The following is a 12186-nucleotide window of genomic DNA, read 5'->3' as shown; positions in this document are numbered from 1 at the left end:
CGGATCGGCTTCTGATTCCGACCGATCGTCAACCGTCTCGAAAAGTTTTCTTGCAGGCGGGAATATCTTTCGACTCGCGCTGTTGAAGGTTCTTGACTGGTCGGTACAGAACATCAGAAGCAGTTCCGACTCAGTCCCCGCTCGCCCGTTCGGGTGCGGCGGGACAACGAGAAAAGGACAGCAATGCCTGACATGAATGGCCCCACATACGTCATCCTCACGCAGGAGCCCGGCCCGACCTGGGTCGACGGCGTCGACTACAACGAGCAGCCTGACTTCATGAAGCACGTCGCGTACATGGAAGAGGTCTTCGCCAGTGGCAAGACCGTCCTGAGCGGACCGTTCATGAAGTCCATTGGGGGCCGCACCGAGGACGGCGGAATGACGATCCTCCAGGACGTCACGATCGAGGAGGCCGAAGCAATCGCCCTTGCAGACCCGACAGACGGCGGCATGATTCAGACCACGGTCAAGCCTTGGTGGATTCCGTTCCACAACTGATCGACTCTGCTCTCCTCGCCTGAGCATCGAACGGGGGAGGTCCGGCCCGTGTCGTCACGGAAACCGGACCTGCCCCAGCGGCTTTTAACTCGACCGTAGCGGCCGATCGTTTGGACACGAGCCGCCGGCGTTACTTGCTCCCGGACCCGCACTTGGAAAGTGATCGCCGCCAGCCTCGTGAATGGCTGGCTCGGGCAGGTTCGCATCGATCAGGCGACGTATCTCCCGCTCGTGTTGCAACATCCAGGCCACAACAGAATTCAGCGATGCGGCGGTCTTCAACCAGGGTGGCTTGCCTTCTTCCTCGCGGCAATAGGCATACGCGTGAAAGACCCAAACCCCGGTCCGCGATTCCGTTATGACGAAACCGAGCGGCGGTTCTGTTCCTTTTGACACGACCCAGAATCCGAAAGACCCATGAGCGTGGGGGTGCGACGGCGGTGGGCGGCGAAGAATGCGGTCCACGCTATTTGCATCGTCCCGCAGTGCCATGACCGAGACGATGCCGCCAGCCACCGACAGTCAGCGCTCGCCCTCAGAGTTTGGGACCGCTCGTTTCGGCGCTGTCGTGCGATTGAATCCACGCTGTCCGCGCGCGCTCCCGCACGGCCAGCGTGATCGAGGCCACTCCCAGCATGGCAACCCCGACGGCGCCGTACACGAGCCACGTCCACAGGTCGCCGGCAACTGTCGGTGCCGCCGCGCGTGGAATAAACCGGCTCGCCCACAGGACGAGGACCAGGTAGGCAGTCGAGACCAGAAGGCCGCCACACACCCGTAGGAACCAGGCCAGAGCTACGTCCCAGCCTCGACGGGGCGCTCGGTATGCGCGGTTTATTCGGCGAGCAAGATCTTGCTGGAGGAAGAGCAGGCTTTCTTTACCCGGATCATCGTCCTGCATGTCCTTGAGGATCGCCGACACCCGCTCGAGCTTTCTAAGAGGAGCACGGGCTTCCAAAATCGACCAGCTTGTTGCAGCCGCCGCGACGAGAACACCCAGCACAGCACTTGTCGAAGTCAGGTCCACCTCTATCCCTATCGTCTTCCCTCCGGAGATCGTTAGCGTTCTCGCTTCGCTACGTCAACGTCATTAAGGGGCAAAAGCACGATTGGGCGGAGTATCGGACGTTAATCGCCCGCAGCCGAACGGTCGTCCTCGATTTCGAGAGCGATCCGTAGCGCCAGAGGCGAATCGAAATAGGAAGCGGACATGGACGCCAGGATCTCCAGCCGAACATTGTCGGCGGGCCACTCGGGAAAATCCCAACCGTCGACAATGTGAGGACTGATCGTGCGGCCCGAGATGGCATCGACAAGCGTCACTTCCACCTCCGCTCGGAGGCGCACCCATCCGACCCGATTCCACGAAACCAGCCTGGGTGCCAGCGTGATCGTGATAATGGGGAAGGTCACTCCCGATGGGGTTTCGAGGTGGCTGATCGTGACATCGACGAGTGTCCACTCTTCGTCGCCGGCGACCAGCTCGGCCGGGAATGTCGCACCGGTCACCCCGTTTCGTCCTAATGAGAACAAGGTCTATCGCCATCCCTTCGGTAAGCGCGTTCCGGCGGTCGGGCGCTGAGCGACGACGGTCGCGTCGGTCACGATGACTCCGCGTTCGCGAGTTCGGTGAGGACATACTCGACGGGCCTCCGACCACGAAGCCACAAGACAGGGGGCCAGTCCTCGCCTGCCGGCGCATCCTCCATGGGGCACATCATGAACGACGCCAACGCGTCCCAGCCCAGGACGTTCTTCGCCGCGAGAAGGACATCGGGCAAACCGGGAATCAGGCTCTCGCCGTCCGGCCAGAGTTGCCACGTGGCGACCCGCCATAATCCTCCGACGTTGGTCCCGGATAGCGCGCCGGATCTCAGTGACGCGACGACGTCGTCAAATGACAGGTCGAGCGCGCCCGCCACGTGTTCGGCGCTGACTGTCGACGCCAATGCTCGGGCTGTCCGCGATGCAGTCGCCGCGATCAACCCGGTGACGTCATCAGGGTTGCCGACGCTGCCCTCGTGCGGGGACGCCCCAAACTGCTTCGGTACCTGGTTCAGCTGGTGACGGTAGAACGCGAGAAGTTCCATTCCCGAGAGACGAAAAGTCCCGGCCACTTGAGTCAGGAGCGCATCCACGGGCTTGTCACTCCTTGAGGGCAAGACAAGCGAGTTTTCGGGCCGGGGCAGGTAGTCGTAGAGCGTGGGGTATCGACGGAAGTCGGCCCCGGCTTGAGTGAGGACGGACGCGAGACTGACGCCCACGTCCCCGAGCTGCTTCGCCCATTCCGCCCCGAAATCCCTCGCAATAGCTTCGATGGCCGGTCGGGGACGCGGGACTTCTGCCGCGCGAATTGCTTCCACCGCCACGGCCAACTCGAGGAGATTGCGTCGGCCGGTGGCGTCAAGCTCGGGAGGTCGTCGCGGTACCCACGCCGCGCTGGTCGTGTTGCCGTATTTCTCCCGTTGAGGTGGCAACGATGTCTTGAGGGCTTCATTCAGCGAAGCGCTGAGAGCGGCAACATGAGCAGAAAGTTCCTTCACTGCTGTCTTGGCGGTTCCCGACCGAGGAATCGACTGCCCCAGAAATCTATCGACGGCTTCGCGGATCAAGTCCTCTGGCGAGGCGACCAATAAACGAAGCGCGTCCATCTGCTCGCTCGGAAGGGTGATCGTAGAGGGCAGGCTTTTTCCTGCTTGAGAGTCGTCGCGCGTCGAACCCATCAGATTCTCGTGAACGACAGGTCAGTCAGGGACAGGCTGCCGAGATTTCCAAGGCGCTGGTTGGTGGACAGAGCGAAAATGCGTCGCGTAGCGTCCCTTGCGGGTTCGGCGTACCAATGCATGTGGCCGTGAAATGCGATCTCGGGATCGACGGCGTCGTACACGTGCGTGATTAGGTCGCGGGACCGTCTGGAGGCGGTACGACGGTCCGCCGGGATGCCTCGGCTCGCGGAGCTGTCGATGATTCCCTGGATGGCCTCGGGGCCGCCGTTGATCGCCTCGTGCGTGAACAGAACGTCCACCTTGCCGGCGGCCGCCGCCTCCTTGTAAACGGCCTCGTCGGGGACTTCCTGCGGCCACCAGTTCTTCCCGGCGACGAGGTTCTTATGGACGGATGCGGCGCCGCCGAAAAACATGACTCGGCGGGACCCGATGTCAAGGATCTCTCCGTACGGGACGACCCAGACGAAGGCGCTCAGCTGCGTGAGTTTGCGTTGTCGCCACTCGGGCCGATTCGCCAGGGCATCGAGGTTGTCATGGTTGCCCGGAACGACGAGGACGTACTTAATGCCGGCGCCCCGGCAACGCTCGTCGACCCGTCGAAGGAAGTCCTTTCCGGCTTTCTCGTCACGAATCTCGAGGTCGCCAAGTTGAACGATCGTGGTGATCGGCGCGGGCCAGTCCCTGATCCGGGAGAAGACGTTCATGAGCCAGATAGGGTCGCTGTGCCAGTCACCAGCCACGACAATCTGTTCTTCCGAGCGCATGGCGGCTCGCAGCAGGACCGCCTCATCGGCGATCCTCTGAGGAGACCTGCTCCACACTTTCATCGGAACTCCCCCCACGTCTCACGGGCGGGACGTCCGGGACGTGTCAGCCACGCCTGAAAACGCCTTTTCGCGTCTGCGTCCACGCGGCGACTGGCCTCAGGCCGCGGGACGAACGGACGGGTTTCCAATATCCGAACCGTCGAGTCGCTTCCGACTCCCGCTCTGACGATGAAGCACGGCTGAGATGACACCGGGCCGCCCGGAAGAGGGAAAACGGCAAGGGTGCTAGCCCATCTCGTATTGCCTTGCACAAGCATCTCCTACCGTTCGCAACGCTCACGTTGCAAAAGTGCCGCCGAACGACTGTTCGGCGGCAACCCGGATATGCCTAGTCGAATCCCCTTCGACAAAAGAACACTACGACACTGATCATCCTTTGGGGAAGGTCGAGGGCGCCACGATTGCCTGCGGTGGACCAGGTGCGCACCTCGGCAGCGAAGCGTCTACTCCCTCGGATCGTCTCCGCGACCCAGGGCCTGGAACATGCTCTCGACGGACTCAAACGATTGGCGCGGGCTGGCTTCGGACTCCTCGATGGAGGCTCGCACATCGGGCGTGATCCAGGCGGCGCCTTCGCTTCGCCTAACACTCATGAAACCATCGTGATCGCTTGCCCCACGGAGGGCAACCGCGGTGGCGCAAACATCTCAGCCTCGAGTCTTCAACGGCGAGCTGGACGTCACAGCCGTGACCGCATCAGTCTGTTGTCGTCGTAGGTCTGCGGTCCGACCCGGCGGCTGGCTCATCGGAGGTTGGAATGCTCGCCTGCTGCTCACGGCCCTGCCGAAGCCACCCAGCTGCGGTACCCGTGGGAACTTCGAGAAGCGCGGCGAGACGGCGCACCGACAGTCCGCTGCGCTGGGCTTCTAGGACCAGCCTGCGTCTTTGAGCCGTCAGTTCGGCACGCCGCCTCGTTGCTCGCCTGATTTCGTCGATCAGCTCTTGCTGTGATGGTGTGGCAGGAATCACTTTTGACATGATCAGGCTCCGATCGGTAGGCGAGGCCGCCACTGTTGCCGCACGCCCAGGGGCATGCGAAAATGGCGGCAGGTCCCAAATCGCCTGGATCGCTGCGTCTGCGATCACCTGAACTCGTGTCGATGCCAGTCGACACCCAACTACTCAAAGTCGAACAATCGCCAGTCCGAGACTCTCGGGCTGGCGATTGTCGTTTCAGGTCCAATCCGAGCATAGCGGCACGAGGGCCCCCGCGCAGATAATCAATTACAGATATGGCGCCAGTAGGATCAGCGAGAATTTTATAGTGACATTGTAGACAGATCGGCACAGTACACGCTTTGACAAGGATTTGTCACACCGCTGACGCGATTTAGACTCGCGAGCGTGCCGTTTTGGGTCTCCGAAACATCGTGTTTTCTTGCAAGCAAAGACCGTGTATCCTTTCCGATACGACCCGCCAGAGTGAGCGCGACCCATTCTGGGCAGGGTCCGTGGGCGCAAAGTGATGGCCACATCCCGGGCCTCGAATCCCCTTCGATCACTTAGCGCCTCGGGGGGCGTCATCGACTGCAGGCGATGACGCCCTTTGACCTAACTCTCGAAATGACTCGCACAATGGAGGGCCCAGTGAGGCGAATCCAAACATCGTCCAGGCTGGCGGCTCGGGGACCCACGCCTTCTGGCGAGCACGGAGCTGGCTACGCCAAAGCCAATGAACCATGGCCATTTGAAGGATCTGCCCCGTTTCTCGGACGCTGGTGGACACTAACGGTCATCGACAAGGCAGTCCCGTGCAGAGCCGTGGTGTCATTGCCCGAGAGGCGCGACCGGCCGAGGCCGAGTCCCTTTGCGGTTCGGGTGGAGGGAACCAGATTAGGCGGCCGACTTACCGGCACACGGACAGGAAACGCTCGGTGAAAAGCCTCCCCATTCGGCCAGTCGGGCTCCATGCGGAGCGGCGATACTCGACCGCCCAGCTGGCCATCCGAGGAACTGAGCCGACATACGCGTATCCCGAAGGCCTCATGGAATGGATTGAAGGCGAAACTTCATCGGCCGGGATGGGGCTCACCTCTCGGCTACCGTCGTCATTCGCGAACGACCCAATTCACCCGCTATTTGCGGGGCGAGCGCGCATGTGGAGGCCAATCCGAGGCAACAGACGCGTCACCTTGCCCGAGCGGCAGGCGGCCGAGGTCGAGCCCTTCCTTGCCTTCACCCGAGACAGCAAGAACGCCTATAGGCGCGGCCTACAGGAAGTCCTGGGGGCGGACCTTCTGGAGTCCAGACCCATGCGTGACTTCGCCCGCAGATACGGTCAGAGCAACAAACCGGTAGCCAAGTGGACCCACACGACGGGCCACCTGGTCCCGGCGGAATCTCGACACGAACGTTCCCTAATTCTCTTGGCCGACTACCACCCGGCGTTTACCCACATCGCCTCGCAGCCGTTCACAATCGTGTGGCCTGATGGATCGATCTACAGCTCTCACACTCCTGACTTCGCCTTGCTCTGCGCCGATCGACCACCGCTCATCGTCGACGTCAAAACCCCCGAGGAGGCGGCTAAACCCGATTTCATCAAGCTTCATCAAGAGGTCCGGGGCGTCCTAGCCGAGGCGGGGATGAAGCACATCGTGTGGGTCGGCATGCCTCGACACGCGATAGGCAATCTTGCTAACTTCAGCGGCGCCCGAGTTCCCAGGGACTCGATGGCCAAATGGGCGCCCGTGGCGTTGCGGCTGGCGACGAACCCCCTCTCCGCTGGAGATCTTGCGCGCCTGGTCGCAAGCGAGGGTTATGCCGAGGGCCATGCGCTCATGATGATCCGACGCATGCTTTGGCTTCGCCTCCTTATAACCGACATGGGCGTCCATTTCCGTTCGTCGTCGACGGTCTGGCTGCCATGACCGCCGACGTCGCCTATCTCGGGGTCGGAACCCAGCTGGAATGGGAAGGTCAACCAGCCACCGTTCACCGAATGTCCATGGGCTACGTCACGCTCCTGAACCTCGAGGGACGCGAGCTGGCTCCGGTGCCGATGCTCGCCGTCGTCCAGGCAATCACCTCGGATGAGAACCCACCCCTCCCTGCCCCATTGCTTCACGGGATCAAATCGCGCCTCAGCAAGTGGCAGCGAAAGCAGTTGCGGGACGACAGGGACCTGTTCAGTCGACTAGACAACGGCGTGAGCTACAAAGCGCATCTCAAAGGACGCCGGCCCCAAAAGTCGATGGACCCCGATCGGACAACACTCGACCATCGGATAGGTGTCGTCGCCAGGCGTGTCGCCAAGAAGCGGAAAATCGACGACGAGAGCGCACGACGCTACATCCGACGTCGGCTTAACCGGCGGCCGGGCGGGCTGGCGACCCTGATCAATGCGAAGTACCTTCAACCGCGCAGCCACAAGTACGACCCACGACTCGACCAGCTCGTAGAGAAATACCTCGACGGCCTGGCGCGAAGCTCGACGATTCCAGGCACATCGATTTACCTCCGATTCGTGGCCGACACGAAAGAAGACCGACCTGACATCGACTTCGCCGGCTTCTCATTGCGAACCTTTCAACGTTCATGCCAGGAGATTTACCGGAGACGGCCGTCCCTCAAGCTGCGCGCCGCAACCAGGAGATCAGCCCAGGATCGGAATAAAGCCACCCATGCCCGACGAGTTGCTACGCGCCCCGGTGAGTTGTGGCTGGCGGACACAACCAAGCTCAATGTCCTTCTCTGGGACCCCGACGCACGCGACGACAACGACACGTTCAGACCCGAGCTGACTCTCCTCATCGACCTGGCAACACGGCTGATCTGTGGGTACTCGATCACCACCACAACGACGGGCTTCGGGATCGGTCTTGCCATGGCCTCCGCACTCGCCTCCATGGTCGACCCGGAGTTGTTCATCGAAGTCGATGGCATGACCTTGCCACGTCCCTTCGTGGGAGTCCCCAAGGCTCTCGCCAACTTCCCGCTCTTTCCCGAATCGCTCGGGACCGACAACGGGCGCAACTACCTCTCCATCCACCAGGTCGCGCAGATGGAACGCCTCCAGACCGACTTCGAACCGGCCCGATCCCTCTCTCCCGACGACAAGGCCCAGATCGAGAGAACCCTAGGCAGTTCCAAGACGATGTTCGAATCGCTCGCCCAGGGATTCACCTCCGGGTCTGTCGACGAAAGAGGCGAAGACCCCGCCGCCGAAGCGGTTGTGACCTACCAAGAGTTCTTCCGCCGACTGGACCGGTGGATCACCATCTACAACTTCCGCATTCACAGCGGCCTGCATCTGCCTGAGGACCCGCGACGGGAACTGAGCCCTTACGAAATGTGGGCACACCTTGTTCAGGAAACCGGCGTCGCAGAGGTTCCCAGATGGAACAACGAGTGGCTTTACTTTCTGCCCAACTGGGCGGGAACCATCTCCACTGACGGGGTCTCGTTTGGCGGTCTCATGTACAACGCCCCAATTCTCGAAACCATCAAGCGAACCGTCCCGACACTCAACGGCCTCCATCAGTTCTATCGAAATCCAGCCGACATGAGACGCATCTACTGCTTCGACGCAGAAGGGTCTGCCTACGAGATTCCGTGGGCGCATCTCAACGAAGACACACCCGTGTTCGGCGACTACCTGATCGGACGCGTCAAGAACCACATGGGACGCCTGCACTTCTCGCAACAGGAATACAACGCCGTCATGATCGAATTCCTGCGCGACACGATCCGCATCGACAAAGTGAACCGCAAGGCGCGGAGCATCGCCCGGCCACTATCTGAAGAACTACTCGATTACAACATCAGCCGCGTCCGAGCTGCCGACGAGGGCACCATCCACAAGGCCCTGGCCGCTCCGACCCAGGACTCCCTTGATTCCATCGATCCCGCTCCGCGAGACGCCCCTCCCGCCGAGGACGACGAACTCGAACAAGCCATCGGGGAGCTTCAATGACCGACGAGCGCGAAGAGGACAGCCTCGCGTACCTGACCGACGGCGACCGAGAGTTCATTAACCGCGTCGAGCGCACGTACCTGAGCGACCCTGGATGGCTCACGGCCGAAGAGATCAAAAACCTGTCATCTGACGACCGCGCCTATCGCGATTGGGAACTCTCTCTATGGCACGGCGCCTTTCCGTATGTCGTCACTACACACGTCAGGTTCGCAGGATTGCAGCTTGGAACGGTCGCCGCGGCCGACCCCGGCCCTGCCGCACCACTGAGGACAGTGTCGCTTCTCACTGGTCCTCCTGGCACTGGTAAGAGCACCATTTTGCAGAGGCGCGGCGTCATCCTCATGAAGCAAGCCGCTCAGCTTCATCGCATACAAATCGAGCGTGCCAGAAGCGGCCGCGGTCCTGAGCCGCGACTTCTTCGCGGTGTGTTTAGACCGATGCTGCACGTTTCGCTGCTCCGGCACGTTACGGACAAACAGTTGTTCACCATGCTTTGTCAGGCTTTACCCTGCCCCGTTACCGACGACCCATCCGCCAGCTTCATTCGAGGCGTCTGGGCGTGCGGAACGCAAGCCGTCCTCATTGACGAGATTCAATACGTGAACTTCGACGGGCAGGCCGGACGCTACGTTCACGACGCGCTCAAGGCCATCACCAACTTCGGCGTGCGCGTCATCCTCTGCGGGCATGGTGTCGAGAAAATGCTGGACGCGGTCCGCAAGACGGAGGCGCAAGACGCGGCCCAGGGTCAGTCAAAAGGACGCTGGGAAACGGTCACGATTGGCCGGATGGAGTACAGAACCCAGAGGGCGCGCGAAGACTGGTCAAAGCTTCTGGAAGTTGTCGAGGGACGAATCCGGCTGGCGGGGCACGCTCCTGGCGAGAAGATTTTGAGCGAGACGATGGCGGACTACCTCTGGGTGGCGACGCTCGGGTACCTCAACAGTCTCTCTACGCTCGTCAGCAAAGGTCTCGCGCTGGCGCTTCTCACCAAGCAGCAGCGCCTCACCGAATCCATTCTCGACACGATTCAGGTCGAGACGCGGAGCGATAAGCAACGGCTGGAGCGACTAGCCGTATGGCGAGCGGGTGAGTTCAACTGGAAGACTTCCTAGAACCCGCCGCAGCGCAGGACGTCCGTCGACTTGCTCTCGCTGCAGAGGTCGAACCGGGCGAGGCATTTGCGTCGGCGCTCACGAGACTCGCATTCGAGGTCGGCTTACCCCCAAGCGCAATCACGGCCTCGGTGTTCCGAAAGGGCACCCCCGCTAGACAAATTAAGCACGCCGGCAACCACCTGGGCGAGGCCGCAGCACAGGACGTTCGGCTCTCACTGGGGTGGTCGAAGCATCAACTCGCTTCCATGACAATGAAGCGCTTCGACGGCCGCATTCTCGAATTCGACAAAGAGTTCGCGATCAACAAGTCGCACCTCTGGGCGAGAGGTACCGGAACTCGCTACTGCCCGGAATGCTTGCGCGAAAAGCCCGGCGTATTCCTCGCCGTCTGGAGACTCTCTTGGGTCTTCGTCTGTTCCCGACACCGCCTCATACTCCGAGACACCTGCCCGGCATGCGGTCGGCCCATCGAAGATCTCGACATCACGGACGACGCCATCATCGACCCCAACCGATGTCGATCCCTCGACGAGGACGCTACGGATGGCTGGCCCTGCAACCAACTCCTGAGCGAGGCATGGACCGAAATCCCCGTCTCCGCAGATTCACCGATATTGCAGGCGCAGGGCGCCATCCTCGACGCCATCGACACCGGCACCGGCATTCACCTAGTCAATACGCTCCGCGCCAACTCCATGGCGCTGCTGAACGCCGACGCATTCCACGTCATTGCAGGACTCACAGGCCTCGACGCCACGGAACTCCGATCTCTCTATGACGCACAAGACAAGGTCGGAACATCTCCGCCCCCCGAGAGCCTCGCCATGGCCGCCGTCAGCTCCGCCGCCTGGCGCCTCTTCTACGACCCGGAGGCAGAGGTGTCTCACCTCATCCGGTTCGTTACCTTTTGCCGACCCGTCAAAAAGAACCCGAAACACGGCGGCTACGGGCCCGGCTCCGCGGCCCTCCTACTCGGCTATTGGCCAGAAGTGACGCACCCGATGCGGGGTCGGATCCTCAGGGCCATCGATCAGGACATTCCCTACACGCAACGAATCGTGTGGGGTTCAGCCGTTCCAGAGCAGCTCGAAAACACGTGGTTCGTGGCACGACGTCGAGGGACCAGGGGCTTGTTGGCTCCCACCGGACGAGACGGCGTCAACAGGTCGCCCTTCCTACCCTCACTTCTATGGCCCACCTGGGCGGCGCCGTGGAGCATCGGCACACCAGGCGAAGCAGCCGCTCTCCAGCGAGCATTGACGGATGCCGTGGCACTTTCTCATCGTCGCCGTTACGCCGAAGTCGACGCGACGCGCGCCATCGACGGGCTAGGCCGCAATCTCCGACCAGCCATGCTTGGAACGAAGGAGCAGACGACCGCCCTCATCCGGCAAATCGGAGAACTAGCGCTCACGTTGGATCTTGACGGGGGTCAGATTCGTTACGATCAACGGCTCGGCCTTCCTTGGGATCGACTGATCGTCACTCCCGAATGGAAAATCCTCGCTGACTTGGCAGGAGAGCTACCTGGTTCGGGTCCCAAACTCCTCAACGTGCGCAGATACATGTACCTAAGGCTGACAGGGCTCGGACTCGGTGATCTCCCCGACGACTGGCAAATGTCCGGCGCCAAAGTGAGCGTGTACAACGAGTTCGTCCTCAAAATGTCTGCCCAGCTTCAGCATGCCATCGACGATTACTTGATCGCCTTCCTCGTGGCAGCAGATAGGCCAGAACCCGTGACGTGGGCTCCGCCCCGGTGGCGTCCGGACGATTCCCCCCTGGCGCCGGAACTGGACGACGTAAATTTGGCGGTGCTCCACAGAATGGTGACAAGAGGCGACGTCACCCTAAAGCGGCTCTCCGAGGCAGCATCGAGAACGGAAAACCACGTGGAGTGGGCGTTAGCCACGTGGCCCCGAGATACCGGTGCGGACATCGAATGCTTCGATTGGCTGGAGGCGGGACTTGCTCTCAGCTAAGCGTGTCCCAGACTCCCCGCTTTAGGCGAGGAAATCAGCATCACTTGCATGATGGCACTGGATTAGTCATAGATTTACGAGGTCTCGCCAGGATGACGCGGTCGCAAGTGGATT

The 12186-nt window shown here is 61.4% G+C and carries 9 protein-coding genes; 5 read left to right on the top strand and 4 right to left on the bottom strand.

From position 1 onward, the window contains the following. Positions 1 to 183 precede the first annotated feature (183 nt). Complete coding sequence (locus tag ABD733_RS08020) at positions 184 to 501, top strand: YciI family protein (RefSeq protein ID WP_344794831.1); 318 nt, start codon at positions 184 to 186, stop codon at positions 499 to 501. 535 nt (positions 502 to 1036) lie between these two features. Here ABD733_RS08020 and ABD733_RS08015 read toward each other — a convergent pair. The 4 genes from ABD733_RS08015 to ABD733_RS08000 form a co-directional block, all read right to left on the bottom strand. Further along, the gene (locus ABD733_RS08015; RefSeq protein ID WP_344794829.1) at positions 1037 to 1528 is read right to left on the bottom strand and encodes a hypothetical protein; all 492 of its coding nucleotides are present in this window, start codon (positions 1526 to 1528) and stop codon (positions 1037 to 1039) included. Positions 1529 to 1629: 101 nt separating this feature from the next. Further along, positions 1630 to 2010 carry a hypothetical protein gene (locus ABD733_RS08010; RefSeq protein WP_344794827.1) on the bottom strand — a complete coding sequence of 127 codons (381 nt, stop codon included), beginning with the start codon at positions 2008 to 2010 and terminating at the stop codon, positions 1630 to 1632. 92 nt (positions 2011 to 2102) lie between these two features. After that, positions 2103 to 3224 (bottom strand): hypothetical protein, encoded by a 1122-nt coding sequence (locus ABD733_RS08005; RefSeq protein ID WP_344794825.1) that lies wholly within the window; start codon positions 3222 to 3224, stop codon positions 2103 to 2105. Then, on the bottom strand, positions 3224 to 4054 hold the full coding sequence (locus ABD733_RS08000; RefSeq protein ID WP_344794823.1) for a metallophosphoesterase family protein: 831 nt from the start codon (positions 4052 to 4054) through the stop codon (positions 3224 to 3226). Before ABD733_RS08000 ends, ABD733_RS08005 begins: the two co-directional genes overlap by 1 nt. Before the next feature lie 2132 nt (positions 4055 to 6186). Between ABD733_RS08000 and ABD733_RS07995 the strand changes: the two genes are divergently transcribed. From ABD733_RS07995 to ABD733_RS07980, 4 genes are read left to right on the top strand one after another with little or no spacing between them, the layout of a single operon-like run. After that, positions 6187 to 6924, top strand: a complete 738-nt coding sequence (locus ABD733_RS07995; protein ID WP_344794821.1) for a hypothetical protein — start codon at positions 6187 to 6189, stop codon at positions 6922 to 6924. Further along, positions 6921 to 8969 carry a hypothetical protein gene (locus ABD733_RS07990; protein WP_344794820.1) on the top strand — a complete coding sequence of 683 codons (2049 nt, stop codon included), beginning with the start codon at positions 6921 to 6923 and terminating at the stop codon, positions 8967 to 8969. Before ABD733_RS07995 ends, ABD733_RS07990 begins: the two co-directional genes overlap by 4 nt. Next, positions 8966 to 10087 (top strand): ATP-binding protein, encoded by a 1122-nt coding sequence (locus tag ABD733_RS07985; protein ID WP_344794818.1) that lies wholly within the window; start codon positions 8966 to 8968, stop codon positions 10085 to 10087. Before ABD733_RS07990 ends, ABD733_RS07985 begins: the two co-directional genes overlap by 4 nt. Beyond that, the gene (locus ABD733_RS07980; RefSeq protein ID WP_344796049.1) at positions 10072 to 12072 is read left to right on the top strand and encodes a TniQ family protein; all 2001 of its coding nucleotides are present in this window, start codon (positions 10072 to 10074) and stop codon (positions 12070 to 12072) included. Before ABD733_RS07985 ends, ABD733_RS07980 begins: the two co-directional genes overlap by 16 nt. The last annotated feature ends 114 nt before the right edge of the window (positions 12073 to 12186 follow it).

Origin of the sequence: Frondihabitans peucedani (assembly GCF_039537585.1) — a bacterium.
Classification (GTDB): domain Bacteria; phylum Actinomycetota; class Actinomycetes; order Actinomycetales; family Microbacteriaceae; genus Frondihabitans; species Frondihabitans peucedani.
Note: the sequence above shows the minus strand (reverse complement) of the source record. Positions and strands in the feature narration are given on the sequence as shown.